Source organism: Prevotella sp. P4-119 (genome assembly GCF_002251345.1).
Lineage (GTDB): Bacteria > Bacteroidota > Bacteroidia > Bacteroidales > Bacteroidaceae > Prevotella.
In genome coordinates this window covers 78,848-95,602 of the sequence record NZ_NPJB01000063.1, presented here as the reverse complement: position 1 = coordinate 95,602, position 16,755 = coordinate 78,848, and the positions used below count along the sequence as shown (strand labels likewise).

Here is a 16,755-nt window from a genome sequence, read left to right as displayed (position 1 = left end):
TAACTCTTACAAGGCAGTTTTTTCTTCATACAACGCCGATAGACGTTATCAATAGTTGGGGCATCTCTAAGATGTATGCTACCCAAATTGTCAAGAATGTCAATGGCGAAGACTTCACTATGGCGGCTCTTGTCATGCAGGTGAATGGTTTCCAATTTCAGGGCAAGGTATATATTGCTTTGGATGAAGGCTCTGATTACTACCGTATCTATGGAGAAAAGGATGGAACCAAAATCATTGCGACAAACAATGAAAGAATGGGCAAAAAGCCTATGGGAGTTATACAAACAAGACTGACAACTATTGATATGGAAGAAAACAAAATAGAGATATATCGTTCTGCAGACGGAAAGGTCGAACTGAATGTAAAGCTTGAAAAAGATACTGTATGGCTGACTCAAAACCAAATGGCTGAGTTGTTTGGGGTAGACAGAACGTCTATTGTTCGTCATATCAGAAACATATATAAGGTAGAGGAGTTGGATGAGATCTCAACCTGTGCAAAAAATGCACAGGTTCGTTTTGAGGGTAGCAGAAAGAATATCATCCAGATATTCCGTGTTGTATGGCGGCGTATCGAGCATCACCTTATTGTGATACTTCAGCATATCACCTAACGAAGCCAGCCGTAGGGAACTCAGCATCCATTCCGTCACATCATCGTCATCCACGGGATCACGCTTCAGATAATACCGATAGCCGTCGCTCTTGTTACATTCCACAGTAATGCCAAACTGCGACTGGATATTTTCACGATAACGATGAAAGGTACGCTTGTCCAGCACATTGTTATCCTGATTAGCATGGGCTTCCTTCCATTCATCAGCAATCTCCTCAAAGGTAAGATGCGCACTATCCAAGAGGCCTATCAGCCAACTATAGAATTTCACACGATTGTCCATAGCACGTTCTTTGCTTATTACTCCAAAAATCTTTGTATCACCCGATACCAATAGTCCCAGGAGTAACCTACGGAAGGATGATTCACCGCCATCACTTTCACCTGCTTGCCATTACTCAGAAGATAAGCACCTGTAGCAACAGGATAACCATCCACTACGATGTCGTCACCATCGAGCCAGCGCACATTAGGAAGATTGTTCCAAAGCCTCTTGCCCCATACGATGATGTACTCAGGCTGATACTTTTCGATGACCTCAAAGAATTCCTTGCCTGCCTGTTGATATTGTTCGGCAGTACCAGCCTCGCGAGGACCACCCATCGCCACTTGCAGATAGTTGAAGAATACCACCGAGTTCCAAATTTTCAGCCTCATCGCTTGATTGGTCTCCTCTCCCACTAACGAACGCTCAAACTTCAAGAAAGTCCGCATCCAGTTCTGTCGTTCCTTATTCTCATTGAGATAATCATCAAGCACGTGCTGCGTAAAGTCCATACACTCCTGATGCAGACGGCAATCTCCACAATCCGCACATTCCTCTTCACAATAATGACTCTCGCCCAATATCATGATTCGCTTGCCAAAGATGCCTCCGTTGGCATAATCCTTGCCAACGAAAGGCTGAAAGAAAATGTTACTGCTCATAAGCTATTTGTCAGTTTTATTCCTCTCATCGATGCTTTTCCATATCTTTCGATAAAAAGTCTTTTTCAAGCCAAACAATCCGCCAAGTGGAAAAGCTATATTATAACTTGATGGATAAGTGTGCATACTGTCACACTTAGGGCATTTTACAGGAGCGGTATATACTGTACACCGCCACTCACAGTCCCATCCCATGAATTTGTTTCCACAATTATCACAGGTAAACTTTGTCATTCCTCTAAACATAAGCAATCCTTTTTTAGAACAATGAAACAATCCAATCATAAACCCAAGTGCTCAAACTGATGGCCCATGAGATAATCAGATAAATCAACCAGCAAAGCACAGCGATAACCACAGCTGTCCAGAATGCCTTCTCGTTCACCTTATTGATAATCTCCTTGTCATCCTCGATATAGCCAGTAATCAGCTTCAAGTTTTCAACATACGAGCGCTTGAACACATCCAATATATCGCCAATATAGAAAGGTATGGCTCCTATCAGCACATCCTTCAGGATATTATAGATGACAGCCAATGTCAGCGGAATCGACTTAACCACGCAAAGACTGTAATAGATAAATGGGAACGCAAACACGCTCGACAATACATCACCGATACCGGCAGGAAGGAAGAAACCAAGGATAGGATCCAAAAACCACTTGTCCATATACTTCGCCGTACCTACCATCAGACGATATGATGGCATATTCATCATCTTCTCACGCTTTGCTGCTTTTTTATCAGCCCTCGCCTGTTCTTTGGCAAGAGCCGCCTTTCGCTTTTGGTCTTCCTTAGCGAAATCCATGCCCAAATCAGCCTGAGCTTGCTGTCTTCTTGAACTTTCCATACGCCTTATAATTCTATTTGTTTCTTACCATTTATAAATTCCGTGAACTCCTGTTCCGAAAGAGAAAAACCGCTCAAGTCGCTCATCAACTCCATAGCTTGCTGACGTTTCTCCTCACTACCAGCCAGATTGATACGCTTGAACACCTCACGAAGATAAGCACTCTTGTTGTCTATCTTAGCCATTTCACGCTTAAAATCATCTGCTTGTTTCTTCAACTCCTTATCATAAGCTACAGAAGCCAGCTTTCCGTTGAGTTGCTGCGCTTTGAGCTTAGCGAAACTATCAAACAGAGCGATACCTTTCTGTAAGGATTGTTCCATAGCACCAGTTAACTGCGCCAAGTCTTCCTCGCTATACTCTGCAGGTTTGTTCTGTTGTGCGGTCTTACCCTCTATCTTCTTAGGGTCTTTCGTGTATGCTTCAACTCCGTCAAGCAGATTCTTAGCCATATCCTTGTCGGCATGGAGATTGTCTGCCAACATTCCTGTAAACAGAGAAAGGTTCTGTTCCACATCAGCAGGAAGCTTGGCGGCCTCCCTATAATCGGGTATTTCGACCGTGTGCACCAACTTCTCATCTATCTTGCTCTCCATGATTTCACGACCAAGTTTCAACATGGCAACCATATCACGAAGATGTTTCAGCATCTTCAACTTCAATTCATCAGAGCAAACTATCTTGTTTCTGATCTCCTTAGAAACCTTATCCAGTTCACTGGAGAGTTTGGCATACTCATTTTTGATACGGGTTTGTTCCTCACGATGCGATTCCAATTCCTCCTTATCCAACTTCAAATCTACCTGATAGCTCTCGTATTCTCTCACAAGAGGGAAGCATACAGCATTCCATTCAGCGAAGTCACGATAGTAGTTCTTGTTGGCCATACCTAAGGTAATCCAGTTGACCAAGAAGAAAGGTTTGGAAGGTTCTTTCGCCTTGGCTTCCAGATAGTTTCCATGCTTCGACTCCAAGGTAGCGGTGATGTCATTAATCAGCGAGGTATAGACATCGATGTTCTGGAGATGATCGTTCATTTCTATGTCCATCGCCTTCATCTGCTGAAGCAGACTTCTTCGTTGCTCCTCTAATGGACGAATAGTCTCATCCGCATACAAAGCATCAAGAGTCGCCTTCAAGTCAGAAGCCAACAGTTTTTCTCCATAGCGCAAGAACACATTCGCCTTCGGGATTACCACATCATTGAGCGTTTTGCAGATCACCAACAATCGTCCCATATCAGCCTTGATGCGAGTGGCATCATGCTTCACGCTCATCTGGAAAACTGACAAATCTGATTTCAATCGATTAGCGCGTTCACTTGCTCCCATATAGTGTTTGAGCATGGTCAATCCTGCCATCGCCAAGCCCAATGACTTGTTGCCGTTCGACAAAGACTTATAAGCCTGCAAAGAACCCTGCAAAGAAGTGCGGAAACTATCAGAAATTTCACCAATCAGAGCTGCACATTTTTCCGTGAGCTTATTATATTCCAGCTCCACATACTTAAGCATCTCGTCCACATCCAGCCACTCTATTCGCTTGAAGTCGAACAGATCAGGTGAAACCATCTTAATAGAGTCACCATAGATATCAATCAGTTTCAGGGCATAATCACGATAAACCGTCCCGATATCACTACGCAAGGAAGTAAAATCTTCGATGTTTCCACGAACGCTATCCTCAGCATAGTGATAAGCCTCCACCATCTTGGTATATTTATCAAACATGGTAGACGCCTTACTTCTTACATCTTTCACGCCATTCGTGCCCATGACAATATCAGCCATCTTCGACGTTCCCTTAGCAAGAACCAAGTTAAGGTTCAATTCCACTTGCTCTTTCAACTGCTCCAAAGCAGATGAAGACAACGCCAGTTCCGTCTCAGCTATCTTCAAAGCCTCCTCCTTGTTGCCCTGTTCCAGACTGTCATTCAACTTGTATTCAGCCACAAGGGTTGTACGTGAATTATTGGAAACAAAAGCAATGGCGATATTGCCATAATCATGGAAATATCTGTAGGCATCAAATACCAACTTACTCACCTCCGAGGAATCGGAAGCTATACCATACTTCTTCAGTTCAGAAGCCAAATCTGCACGAAGATACGTCTCATTCACCTTGCAGAGCTCATCAGCAATCGTCTTGATTGCCTGATATACTTTTTGATTATCAGCCATACTATTCATCGTATTTATATTAATTTATTCTTTATCACAACCTACGATTATTCTTTTTCATTGTTACATTACCTTATATAGTTATATATTCGATTTCGGCTGCAAAAATTTAGTCCAACTTCTTAAATTCGAAATCATTCGGATTGCAGCATGCTTTCTTATAATCGAAAGCATAGATGCGCATGTAGGCTTCTTGCACCTCCTTGGCTCCATTGTAAAAAGGGGTGGCGGTGTGCTGCATGGTTGTTACGGTCACTACCATATCGGGAGTGAGGACGGTACCGTTAGAGCGTTTGAGGCGCTTAGGCTTTACTTGAAATACCTTACTCATAAGCATTCAGTTTTAGGTTCTTTATATATAACTGTTCCTGCTTTTCTGCCGAAACAGCGAATCATTTACTTTTAGGGGCAAAGATAAGGAAAATCTGCGAACCAAACAAGTCCATAATGGTCCATAAGTAAAAAAAAGAAAGGTGCGAACCCCTACTTTCTTCACATCCTTGTAAGTTAGGCTCTGGTAAAACCCGTAGAAAAGAAAATGCGAAAGAGGAATCCACACCTATGACGGCGTAAACTCGCTCAAACAGATTCGCGTTCTTTCTACGTTTCAATTTACCAGATTTCAACTTACAGAACTGAATAGTTTGCTCGTGTCCACAAGATTATCTTGTTTCTCTGCATCGTAGCGACTTCAAGCGAGGACTTTCACCTGCCCTGTCACTAACCAATGGCAAATGTATTAAAAATCTGATGAGCCACCAAATTTTTAACAAGAAATCTTATGGATTCCTCTTATATTTCACATCTCAGGGACTCCACTCCCTCCTTCTTCCTGCATCCATACCTTATTATAGATAGAATGATTGTCAATTCTGTGGCAAAAGTACAATCAGGATGCGTCAAAATCTGACATAGGAGGAGAAAAAATGAAGAGGGAAGATTAAATTGAAGATGAAATACAATATATTCAACAGCATATTCCAGATAGAATACTAAATTCAGTTCACAATAAAAATAAAAAAATCATCTGCGAGATTCGTGTGACTGCATCAGTACGCGTTTTTTGCCATTTTACAATAGCTCCTCAGGCACACAGTCTGCCATAGCAGCGTAAGCAGTTTCGCTTGGATGCAGATGGTCTCCAGAATCGAAGCCAGGAGCGAAAGATGCAGGATTACTGCGGTCGCGGACAGCTAAATCGAAATCTACACAACCGTCAAAGAGGTCGGAAGAGCGAAGCCAATCATTCAATCGAGTCCTCATCTCATCACGCTTCTCATTGTAAGTGCGCCATCCGAAGATAGGAAGCAGCGTTCCACTCCATACTTTCAGTCCCAGTTTGCGGGCATGTTTCACATAGATGTTCTCCATTCCACATTCCAATTCTTCGCAAGTAGGCATATCGCTCCAAGGTCGGAATGGATTAACCTCCACACCAACAGGGTGTATGATGTCATTGATACCGTGCTGAATGATTACTGCACTGGCACCTGCTACATTCATCTCAATAGGAAAACGCGTCTCACCTTTCAGTCCGTAAGCCTGATATGTGATGCAGTCATACTGTCGGAGGATTCTTGTTCCGCTTACAGCACGACGTATGATAGCCACATTATGGAAACCATTTTCCCATGCACGGATAGCAAGCCAGTCGGGCCAGCTCTGTGCCGTGATGGAATCACCGAAGCAAACGAGAGCATGATTTTTCTCTTCCGTCAGCACATCTATCGTATTGAGGAAATAAAACCAGTTGGTATTACGCGTCAAGTCGATAGGAAGTTCCTTCTCTGAGGCGAAATCTCCATAGGAATACTTCCCCTTGGAGAGCGGTCCGGTAATTAGAGTGCCTGCATTCATCTGTGTGAAGCCTGCGAAATACATGCTCACATCGACCGTCTCTCCAGCCTCGATGTCGAAAGCTATTTCATCGCTCTCCACCTCTTTTCCTGGTTTTATTACCACCGAAGCATTTCCTTCGAATGTTATAGGTACAGCACCGTAGTTCTCATTTTGCTTTGCTACGTATGCTTTAGTCATTGCAACGTCTTCCGTACCCGTAAGATTTGAGAAACGGAAGCGCATCTTAGATCCTGAGAAAACAACTCTTACGGGGTATCTCAGGGTGATATCTTTGGCGTAAACACACTCTTTTCTGTCTGTGATGGACGTGGCATTACCCCAGCATGCCACCCATTTGGTATATTTATCTTTCTGTTGAGTCATAAATGTTTATGTGAAATCAGGATGCAAAACTACTCATTTTTTCTTAGACAGCAAAGTTTATATTACGCAAAATGCCTGTTTAAGGTCTGTAATCATGTCTAAACAAACAAGAAATTGATTTAGGGCAACTTTCAACTAAGTGATCAAGCTCCAGTTCTATACAAGCCGTGAAGACGCAGGAGGGTAACAACAATATCGCAGTAGCCCCTTTATAATCACTGAACTTTCGTAAGTGAGTATCCATTCTTCAAGTGAAATGCACAGAGATTGTGTGGAGCAAATACTCAGATGCAAACTTCACCCCCGACTTCAACATGCAGTAGGTGCATTGTTGTGCCATCTGGCGTCAGGCCAGTTTGGGGATTCCTCATCGCCAAACCAATCGTTTGTCGTCGAGTTTTCGATAGTTTCTCGTTGCTTTCTCGTCCCAGTCTCGTTGCTCTTTCGTTCGTTTTTTGCTTGTTCCTCGTTCGGTCCTCGTTCGGTCTTCGATAGACTAACGAATAAGCAACGAGAGACGAACGAGAGACGAACGAGGAACTAACGAGAAGTGATCGAGAACCGAACGAGAAGCTATCGAGAACATGTCGGGTGTCAATCAAAAAGCCGTGGTTCTTCTGTTGCGACCAGTTTGGATTGTTGAGCGTGATGTCTGTAAACATAATTGTAGTATTTTTAGTTATGCGATATTTGGTTTGGTGCTAAGGTGCCTTCTTGTTTTGAATATCATCCTCAGGTAGGGCTGCAAAGATACAACATCACAAAACCCAGATGTCCATCTTTGTCACTCTTTGTCACTCTTTTAGTTAATTTTTAATTTAGTTTAACTAAAATATAGATATATTCACATAAATCATGTGCCTTAAGAACAACTCCATGATTTTAAGAAGAGATAAAAAGTCTTATAAATGAAGTCGAGTATTCCAAAGATAATAGGATGGGATATGATAGAAAATCAAATATCTTATGTAAATAAAATATTCGATGTAAAATAGGAGTATAACCCCATACTTGTAGAGAGTGGCGTTCTCTCGGCCGGCGATTGGCGTTCTCTCGGCCGGCGATTGGCGTTCTCTTGACCGGCGATTGGCGTTCTCTACAAAGGAGATCGACATTATTGTCTTTGCTTTCATTTGATGCCAATAATCTGTCCTTGTCATTTTACACCAGCAGATGGTAAGGAGATGGTTTGAAAATTAGTGGGGATGGATGTGTGTCATATCAGAAATTTTATATACCTTTGCACTCGATTACAGTTTTAGAATGTTTTAGGATAACTTTTCGCTAAGTAAATTTATGGTTAGACAATGCTTCATCCTCTTTGGATGTATGGCTTTGGGTGAGTTGATAACTACACTCACTGGAGTGAAACTACCTTCCAGCATCATCGGTATGCTGTTGCTCACGCTGCTGTTGAAGGTAAAAGTGATTAAACTGGAATGGGTAAGAGGGCTTACCGACTTTCTCATTGCCAATCTGGGATTCTTCTTTGTGCCACCTGGCGTCGCGCTGATGTTACACTTCGATCTGATTAGGGCTGAGCTTGTGCCCATCATCGGAGCAACACTGGTAAGTACAGCTTTGGTACTACTCGTTACGGGACACACACATCAGATGGTGGCCAAGGGCGAGAAGAAGATAACTAACGTGATCAAGGACAAAATGGAGGAAAGGAGCAAACATGATTGAACAGATAGTAACCAACCAGTATTTTCTTCTGGCGCTGACTTTCGGCATCTACCAAGGTGCAAAAATGGTGCAACACTGCACGCAATCCATCCTGCTCAACCCGATACTCATAACAATCGGTTTAGTAATTGTGTTTCTCAAAGTCTGCGACATTCCTTATGACACCTATCACGAAAGCGCCAAGATGATAGACTTCTGGCTCAAACCCGCAGTGGTGGCACTTGGTGTGCCGCTGTATCTGCAACTCTCGCAGATCAAAAAGCAGATTGTGCCAATACTGGCCTCGCAGATGATGGGCTGTGTAGTCGGTATTATCAGTGTAGTAGTGACCGCACGAATGCTTGGCGCCTCACGTGAAGTAGTGGCATCGCTCGCCAGTAAGTCGGTGACCACGCCGATAGCGATGGAGGTGACGCAGGCGTTGGGCGGAATACCATCGCTCACGGCAGCCATCGTCGTGATAACCGGTCTGATAGGCGGTGTAGTGGGATTTAAACTCATGGCGGTAGGACATATATACAATCCTATGGCTAAGGGACTGTCGATGGGTGCGGCATCGCATGCTGTGGGCACCTCGGTAGCCATGGAACGCGACGAGTTTGTGGGGGCTTATGCCAGCCTTGGCCTCACGCTCAATGGCATACTGACCGCCATACTGACACCCACCATCGTTGAACTGATGAGCTGATACGGTCTTGCGAGATTCATGGCTTGGTTTGTGCATGACACCAATCTGTCATTAGGGAGAATTATGCTTTTTTAGAAGGGAAAAAGATGGTATTACGAAAAGATTGAGTATATTTGCATGAGAAATGAGGTGAGGGAAACTCCCCATTTGGATTAAAACTTTAAAAGTTACTATGCGATTAGGAATCATTGGAGCAGGGTGGATAGCTCAAAAGATGGCAGAGGCACTTGCCAACAAACCACATGGATGTGAGTGTTATGCTGTGGCTTCACGCTCACTGGAAAAGGCTGAAGCTTTTGCCAAACAGTTCTATATAAATAAGGTGTATGGATCTTACGAAGAACTGGTCAGCGATCCTGCGGTGGATATCGTTTATATCGCCACCCCTCACTCTCATCATTATCCTCATGCCCGTTTGGCTCTTGAACACGGAAAACCCTGTTTGGTGGAGAAAGCCTTTACTGCCAATGCCCGCGAGGCAGAACAGCTGTTGGCTTTGGCTCATGAGAAGGGACTCTTCATTACTGAGGCGATATGGACCCGTTATATGCCATTGTCGCATCGGGTGAAGGAGATTATGGATTCTGGCGTGATAGGTGAACCGCGTGTTCTGACAGCCACCTTATGTTATATGATGGAACAGAAAGAGCGTATCGTGCGCCCTGAACTGTGTGGCGGTGCATTGCTCGACCTCGGAGTCTATTGCTTGAATTTTGCACGTATGTATTTCGGTACAGATATTTGTCGCATGGTAAGCAATGTGCATAAGAGTGACACAGGAGTTGACATGCACGAGAGTATCTCGCTCTCATACCGTGATGGTCGTATGGCCAATCTCCAGTCGGGAGCTCTGTGTCTGAACGACCGCCAAGGCATTATCAGTGGCACGGAGGGTTACATTCGTGTGGATAATATCAACTGTCCAGAACTGATAGAGGTTTATCGCAACTATCAACTTGTCGCCTCTTACCATAAACCAGCAGATATGGTTAATGGCTATGAGTATCAAGTCATCGAATGTCAACGCTGTTTGGAGGCAGGACTCCTTGAATCGCCTATGATGCCTCACGCAGAGACACTTGCCATTATGCGACAGATGGACGCGCTGAGGAAAGAGTGGGGCGTGCATTACCCGATGGACTGATGGATGATGTGTATGGCAGATAGACAATGCCTGACGCTGCGATAGAACAGACCGAATGATAAATGGGGTATAACCCCTATGAAAAAGTATATAAAGTTGTTAAACGATAAAAAGTTGCCGAAAAGTTTGGCAGTTTCATTTTTATTTATCAATTTTGCACCGACATTTGCAAGTTGCCCAACTCGCTTGGGCTTCTGAGCCAATAGAGTTTGGCTCCGCATTTGTCTCTATTTATGGGAAAGCGTCTTCATGCGCTTTGTTTCTGACAGCTTGAAATCAGGTAAACCAGAACCTCGAGAAGTGGAACAGGCAAGTGTCAGGTTCCACGCTTTTTCATTAATACGTTAACCTTATCCATATTATAACAACCAGCCGACTCCGAGAACCTATAGGCAACCGAGAATCAAGAAACACAAAAATGGAAAAAAAAGAAAAGAAATTCTATCAATCTCCTACTATGACAGTTTATGAAATCAGCAGGACACAGATTTTGGCGGGAAGTGCTGATGGAGGAACAGAAACACTTGATGAAGAAGATTATACATGGTAAAAAGAATGAAAATGAAGAAATATATTCAATCTATGATGGCTTTTGCAGCCATCGTGTCCTTTGCGTCATGTTCGTCGGAGGACAACAACACTACAATTGAAAATGAGAGTGCGACAAAGGTAATGACCTTTACTGCAACGCAAGAGGGTGACGAACAATCAACAAGGGCAGCTATTTCAAGCACTGAAAGTAAAGTCATCAATTGGCAAGAAGGAGACCAAATAAGCATCTTCGATGGTAAAACGAATAATCAGTTTACTTTGAAGAATGGTGCAGGGACAAAGAGTGCGACCTTCCAAGGTAACGCTGCAACAGCAGCTAAATATACTGCTGTATATCCTTACCAGTCAGAGGCAAGTTATGACACATCGAATGGCAAAGTAACAGGCATCACCCTTAAAGCAACTCAAAACGCTACCGACAATAGTTTTGACAAGGAAGCAGCCTTGATGATTGCAGAGGGCGACAACACCACATTGACATTTAAGAATGTCGTAGGCTATGTGAAGGTGACTCCAAAGTTTGCTTGCAGCAAGATTGTGTTGCAGGCAGCAGGAGAATCAGAATATCTTGCAGGAATGTGTACTCTCTCATACGGCGATGGTAAACCGTCGATAACATTTACCTCAGAACAATCAACATCCATTACACTATCGGGAAACATTACTGCGAACACGGCTTATTACATAGCTGTTCCTGCCGTAACACTCACCGCAGGTTGGAGCATTTCGTTCACTGACAACACCGGTAATGTTTACACTCGCACAGGTTCTAATAGTATTACATTTAAGAGAAATATTGTAATTAATCTCGGTGAGTTTTCAAGAACTGACAATAACTTAAAATTGACGTTAACACAGAATGGTATTGTGCCAGCGGACAAACAGGTTGATATGGGAGTGTTTGAAATTAATGGAAAAAACTATAGATTAATCTTCGCCAAATCCAACCTCACAAAAGATGGTCTTGCCGCAAGTGAATCCGACTACGGTGATTACTTTGCTTGGGGAGCTACGGAACCTTGGTATACCTCTTATTCAGGTGAAAATTTTCAAGGTTGGAAACCTGAGCATAGTAGCGGATATGCAAGTGGAACAGCCCCAGCCTTCTCCCCCGAATATACGTCTGAAAAAGATTTTGAAATGTCAGATGACCCTGCTCGCAAGATTCTCGGTTGTGACTGGCAGATACCGACCAAAGCGATATGGTATGCGTTTGTGAATAATTCAAGCTCAAAAAGTTGGGATAGTGATAGAAAAGGATATACATTTACAAATAATAGTCAAACTCTCTTCTTGCCTGCAGCTGGCTACGTCCGTGCGAAATATTTCAATGATTACGGCTCTCAAGGCCGCTACTGGTCAGGCACAGCCTACTCGAGCTCTTACGCATATCGCCTGTCCTTCTCTGACGGAAAACTCAAAGTGAGTGACATCGCTCGCTCATACGGTTGTTCGGTGCGCCCGGTGCGCTTGATTCCAGTAGATTGAAACTTCTGCAATAGCGAAGGGTCATGGGGACAGGTACATTGGTTCACTCTTTAGGGTCGATGAACCTGTCCCCGATGATTCTGTGAACACCCTTCAAACCAAGCAAAAAAGTTGTAAAACGATAAAAAGTTGCCGAAAAGTTTGGCAGTTTCATTTTTATTTATCAATTTTGCACCGACATTTGCAAGTTGCCCAACTCGCTTGGGCTTCTGAGCCAATAGTGTTTGGCTCCGCATTTGTCTCTATTTATGGGAAAGCGTCTTCATGCGCTTTGTTTCTGACTTCTCGAAATCAGGTATTCCAGAACCTCGAGAAGTGGAACAGGCAAGTGTCAGGTTCCACGCTCTTTCATTTATAGGTTAACCTTATCCATATTATAACAATCAGCCGACTCCGAGAACCTATAGGCAACCGAGAATCAAGAAACACAAAAATGGAAAAAAAAGAAAAGAAAATCTATCAATCTCCTACTATGACGGTTTATGAAATCAGCAGGACACAGATTTTGGCGGGAAGTGGACAAGGAGAAACAGAAACACTTGATGAAGAAAATTATACATGGTAAAAAGAATGAAAATGAAGAAATATATTCAATCTATGATGGCTTTTGCAGCCATCGTGTCCTTTGCGTCGTGTTCGTCGGAGGACAACAACACTACAATTGAAAATGAGAGTGCGACAAAGGTAATGACCTTTACTGCAACGCAAGAGGGTGACGAACAATCAACAAGGGCAGCTATTTCAAGCACTGAAAGTAAAGTCATCAATTGGCAAGAAGGAGACCAAATAAGCATCTTTGATGGGACGAATAATAAGCAGTTTACATTGAAGGATGGTAAAGGAACACCAAATGCTACTTTTACAGGTGAGGCACTTGAGTCGGGTTCTTATACAGCCGTTTATCCACATCAGTCAACTGCATCTCTTTCTGGCAATGATGTTACAAACGTAACCCTTCCTGCAACTCAAACCGCTACCGATAACAGCTTCGATAAGAATGCTGCATTAATGATGGCTCAGAGCACCAACACAACTTTGGAATTCAAGAATGTCGTAGGCTATGTAAAAGTGCAACCTACTTTCAATTGCACAAGAATAGATTTAAAGGCTTTTGACAACTCTGCGGTATTGGCAGGTACTGGCACAGTCTCTTATAACGGAGGAGAACCAACACTCAATCTTTCCAAGGCGGAAATAAAGGATTATGCCATCACACTTCAAGGAGAAATCAAGGCTGACAATTACTACTATATTGCAGTACCCCCAGTTACACTTAAGGCTGGTTGGACTATAAAATTCACAGCGTCTGATGGTACAGTATATTCCCGCAAGGGAACAAAAGACATCACTTTCACTCGCAACAAGGTGACCAACCTTGGTGAGTTTGATATCAATGAAACAAATTGGTATGAGCCAAGAGGAAAAATAGATGAAAATAGGGAGGTTGATTTGGGATTTACAATAAAGATTGGCACAAAGAATTATAAAGTTATTTTTGCCAATGCCAACCTCTCAACAGGCACAGGTACAGGTCTTGCCTATTATGAATACGACTACGGCGATTATTTTGCTTGGGGAGCAACTAAGCCTTGGTATGTTTCTTATCACATTAATGCTCCTGGTGGAACACCGATAGTAGGAGAAGGCCCTAATTGGGACAAATCAGGTGGATACATTAAAGCCAATGCCCCATATTACAATGGCTCTTATACCAAATACACGGCTGGAAATACCCTTGAAGCAGCTGACGATGCCGCAAACGTGATTCTCGGTGGTGACTGGCAGATACCAACTACAGAGATTTGGCAGGCATTGTACGATGCCAATACAAAAATGGTGAATTGGGAGTTTTATGGAAATAAGGTTTCGGAAACAATAGTCCAAGGAATGAAGATAAGCAAGAAAGACGATTCTAATACTTATATCTTCTTGCCTGCGGGTGGCCAAGCTGGCCAAGGCGAGAATATGGGGACTTCGTTTTACAATGTCGGCTCGAAAGGCAACTACTGGTCAGGCACAGCAGCCGACCCGAACACTGGCGCGTATTGCCTGAACTTCAATTTATTTTTTAAAAGTGTCTATCCGAAGGGCAACTTCGGTCGCTACTACGGTTACTTGGTGCGTCCAGTGCGCTTGGTTGCAGTGGATTGAAACTTCAGCAATAGCGCATGGCGATGGGATTTATATATCCCTCCGCCTCCTAAACCCCGAAGGGGTGACATAGCCCAGCACAGGGCGTGAGCCCTGTGTATATGAATCACCCCATTCCCCCTCCCTCCACGCGCCGTCGTTGCGCGAGGAGGGTAGGATGGGAAACCAAGCAAAAAAGTTGCCGAAAAGTTTGGCAGTTTCATCACTAATTTTGCACCGACATTTGCAAGTTGCCCAACTCGCTTGGGCTTCTGAGCCAATAGAGTTTGGCTCCGCATTTGTCTCTATTTATGGGAGAGCGTCTTCATGCGCTTTGTTTCTGACTTCTCGAAATCAGGTATTCCAGAACCTCGAGAAGTGGAACAGGCAAGTGTCAGGTTCCACGCTCTTTCATTTATAGGTTCACCTTATCCATATTATAACAATATTATAACAACCAGCCGACTCCGAGAACCTATAGGCAACCGAGAATCAAGAAACACAAAAATGGAAAAAAAAGAAAAGAAAATCTATCAATCTCCTATTATGACGGTTTATGAAATCAGCAGGACACAGATTTTGGCGGGAAGTGGACAAGGAGAAACAGAAACACTTGTTGAAGAAGAATATAGATGGTAAAAAGAATGAAAATGAAGAAATATATTCAATCTATGATGGCTTTTGCAGCCATCGTGTCCTTTGCGTCATGTTCGTCGGAGGACAACAACACTACAATTGAAAACGAGAGTGCGACAAAGGTAATGACCTTTACTGCAACGCAAGAAGGTAATGAGGCAAGCACTAGGGCTATACTAAGCGGTACCAATATTCACTGGGACTCAGAAGACAAAATAAGCATCTTCGATGGGACGAATAATAATCAGTTTACGCTAACTGACGGTGCTGAAACTATATTTGGTAAGTTTTCAGGTAATGCAGGACAATCAAATTCTTATACAGCCGTTTATCCATATCAGGAAAATGCCTCTCTTTCGGGCAATGATGTTACAAACGTTACTCTTCCTGCCATTCAATATGCCAGAGACAACAGTTTTGACAAGAAAGCTGCATTAATGATGGCAAAGAGCACCAACACAACTTTGGAATTCAAAAATGCCGTTGGTTATGTGAAGGTGAAACCAAGGTTTGCTTGCAGCAAGATTGTGTTGAAGGCAGGTGGAGCATCTGAATATCTTGCAGGAAAGTGTACACTCTCATACGGCGATGGTACACCGTCGATAACATTTACCTCTGGACAATCAACATCCATTACACTATCGGGAAACATTACTGCGAACACGGTTTATTACATAGCTGTTCCTGCCGTAACACTCAACGCAGGTTGGAGCATTTCGTTCACTGACACCACCGGTGATGTTTACACTCGCACAGGTTCTAAGAGTATTACATTTAAGAGAAATACTATCATTAATCTCGGTGAGTTTTCAAGAACTGACAATAAGTTGAAATTGACGTTATCACAAAATGGTGAAGTGCCAGCGGACAAACAGGTTGATATGGGAGTGTTTACAATTGGTGATAAGAATTATCGATTAATCTTCGCCACATCCAACCTAACAAAAGATGGTCTTGCCGAAAATGAAAATGATTTTGGTGATTATTTTGCTTGGGGAGCTACTGAGCCTTGGTGTACGCAATATTCTCGTACTGGCACAGGATATAACGTTCAAGTTTCACTAACGGCTTGGGTGAACACCAAAAATGCCACAGTTTACGATTATACAACTCTTCCATTTAGAGATGGTAATCACTGGTATTGCAACCAATACATTAATGATGGCGAAAAACTTGCTATGGAGCACGATGCCGCTCATCAGATACTTAATGGTGACTGGCAGATACCAACAAAAGAGATTTGGGATAAATTGTTTGAGTCTTCAAAGTACGAATGGACTAAGACTAAAAAAGCAAAATACAATGGCTACCAAGTGAAAAGCAAAAAAAGTGAAACAGGAACTATCTTCTTGCCTGTAGCTGGCGAAGTCAATAGATCTTCGCTCAGCGGTGCCGGTACTTCCGGCTCCTACTGGTCAGGCACAGCCAACTCGAATGATGCCGCATATTCCCTGTACTTATATTTATATTACACTGACAATAAGGATATCTCCCCAAAATATCGCTACTACGGTTATTCGGTGCGCCCGGTGCGCTTGGTTGTGGAATCTTTGGCGGATCCTGTTGCTACTACAGAGGCATATGATTATGAAAACGATTTCAAATGGGAATAATTATTAAATTAAAAGA

Annotated in this window: 15 protein-coding genes; 9 read left to right on the top strand and 6 right to left on the bottom strand. The window is 43.1% G+C overall.

The window, feature by feature from the left end; all coding sequences use genetic code 11:
* Positions 1–491: 491 nt before the first annotated feature.
* From CIK89_RS13325 to CIK89_RS06665, 6 genes are all read right to left on the bottom strand, one after another.
* Entirely contained in the window at positions 492–902 is a 411-nt protein-coding gene (locus tag CIK89_RS13325; protein WP_144007369.1) for a hypothetical protein, read from the bottom strand.
* A 17-nt stretch (positions 903–919) separates the two neighbouring features.
* Positions 920–1,546 carry a hypothetical protein gene (locus CIK89_RS06685; protein ID WP_094390617.1) on the bottom strand — a complete coding sequence of 209 codons (627 nt, stop codon included), beginning with the start codon at positions 1,544–1,546 and terminating at the stop codon, positions 920–922.
* A 259-nt stretch (positions 1,547–1,805) separates the two neighbouring features.
* Positions 1,806–2,396, bottom strand: coding sequence for a DUF4112 domain-containing protein (locus tag CIK89_RS06680; RefSeq protein WP_094390616.1), 591 nt, complete (start codon positions 2,394–2,396; stop codon positions 1,806–1,808).
* Positions 2,397–2,401: 5 nt separating this feature from the next.
* Complete coding sequence (locus CIK89_RS06675; protein ID WP_144007368.1) at positions 2,402–4,576, bottom strand: hypothetical protein; 2,175 nt, start codon at positions 4,574–4,576, stop codon at positions 2,402–2,404.
* Positions 4,577–4,685: 109 nt separating this feature from the next.
* On the bottom strand, positions 4,686–4,907 hold the full coding sequence (locus CIK89_RS06670; protein WP_040552952.1) for a DUF6140 family protein: 222 nt from the start codon (positions 4,905–4,907) through the stop codon (positions 4,686–4,688).
* Between the two features lie 740 nt (positions 4,908–5,647).
* A complete protein-coding gene (locus CIK89_RS06665; RefSeq protein ID WP_094390614.1) occupies positions 5,648–6,799 on the bottom strand; it encodes an SGNH/GDSL hydrolase family protein in 1,152 nt (383 codons plus the stop codon).
* A gap of 1,296 nt (positions 6,800–8,095) precedes the next feature.
* Between CIK89_RS06665 and CIK89_RS06660 the strand changes: the two genes are divergently transcribed.
* The 9 genes from CIK89_RS06660 (at position 8,096) to CIK89_RS06630 (ending at position 16,739) form a co-directional block, all read left to right on the top strand.
* Positions 8,096–8,488 carry a CidA/LrgA family protein gene (locus CIK89_RS06660; RefSeq protein WP_094390613.1) on the top strand — a complete coding sequence of 131 codons (393 nt, stop codon included), beginning with the start codon at positions 8,096–8,098 and terminating at the stop codon, positions 8,486–8,488.
* On the top strand, positions 8,481–9,176 hold the full coding sequence (locus CIK89_RS06655) for an LrgB family protein (RefSeq protein WP_094390612.1): 696 nt from the start codon (positions 8,481–8,483) through the stop codon (positions 9,174–9,176). Before CIK89_RS06660 ends, CIK89_RS06655 begins: the two co-directional genes overlap by 8 nt.
* A gap of 172 nt (positions 9,177–9,348) precedes the next feature.
* Positions 9,349–10,320 (top strand): Gfo/Idh/MocA family protein, encoded by a 972-nt coding sequence (locus CIK89_RS06650; RefSeq protein ID WP_094390611.1) that lies wholly within the window; start codon positions 9,349–9,351, stop codon positions 10,318–10,320.
* A gap of 418 nt (positions 10,321–10,738) precedes the next feature.
* Positions 10,739–10,870: a hypothetical protein gene (locus CIK89_RS13930; protein WP_256387820.1), complete on the top strand. Its 132-nt coding sequence runs from the start codon at positions 10,739–10,741 to the stop codon at positions 10,868–10,870.
* A gap of 11 nt (positions 10,871–10,881) precedes the next feature.
* A complete protein-coding gene (locus CIK89_RS06645) occupies positions 10,882–12,360 on the top strand; it encodes a hypothetical protein (protein WP_158214987.1) in 1,479 nt (492 codons plus the stop codon).
* A 433-nt stretch (positions 12,361–12,793) separates the two neighbouring features.
* A complete protein-coding gene (locus CIK89_RS13925) occupies positions 12,794–12,925 on the top strand; it encodes a hypothetical protein (protein ID WP_256387819.1) in 132 nt (43 codons plus the stop codon).
* 11 nt (positions 12,926–12,936) lie between these two features.
* Positions 12,937–14,511, top strand: a complete 1,575-nt coding sequence (locus CIK89_RS06640; RefSeq protein ID WP_158214986.1) for a hypothetical protein — start codon at positions 12,937–12,939, stop codon at positions 14,509–14,511.
* Positions 14,512–14,997: 486 nt separating this feature from the next.
* A complete protein-coding gene (locus CIK89_RS13920; RefSeq protein ID WP_256387818.1) occupies positions 14,998–15,129 on the top strand; it encodes a hypothetical protein in 132 nt (43 codons plus the stop codon).
* Positions 15,130–15,140: 11 nt separating this feature from the next.
* Positions 15,141–16,739, top strand: a complete 1,599-nt coding sequence (locus tag CIK89_RS06630) for a fimbrillin family protein (protein ID WP_158214985.1) — start codon at positions 15,141–15,143, stop codon at positions 16,737–16,739.
* Positions 16,740–16,755 lie beyond the last annotated feature (16 nt).